The 265-nt window shown below is 55.1% G+C and carries 1 protein-coding gene; it reads right to left on the bottom strand.

The features are described 5' to 3' along the window. Positions 1-265, bottom strand: a 265-nt coding sequence (locus tag KVT27_RS25025) for an LbetaH domain-containing protein (RefSeq protein WP_483307987.1), incomplete at both ends; no start/stop codon positions are given.

Genomic DNA, 265 nt, shown 5'->3' on the forward strand with positions numbered 1-265 from the left:
TACGGCCATATTTTGACGTGGGGCTCGATGCGGCTGTTCGCCCCGATGACAACGTGGTTGCCCACCACGGAGCCTTCGCCCAGATAAGCCGATTCCTTACTGACAATACGGCTGGTTAGCGTAGGTCCGGCCAGCTCATTGTTCGGCAGCAGGTGGTTATGATCCCACAGCACGCTGCGGGTAAGCTTGCTCCCTTTGGAGAGCCGGTTATTTTCTCCTACAATGCAGTACTCTCCAATCTCCACTTCATCGTCAATTCGGCTTC

The sequence above is a fragment of the Lysinibacillus sp. GbtcB16 genome (assembly GCF_019091145.1).
Lineage (GTDB): Bacteria > Bacillota > Bacilli > Bacillales_A > Planococcaceae > Lysinibacillus > Lysinibacillus fusiformis.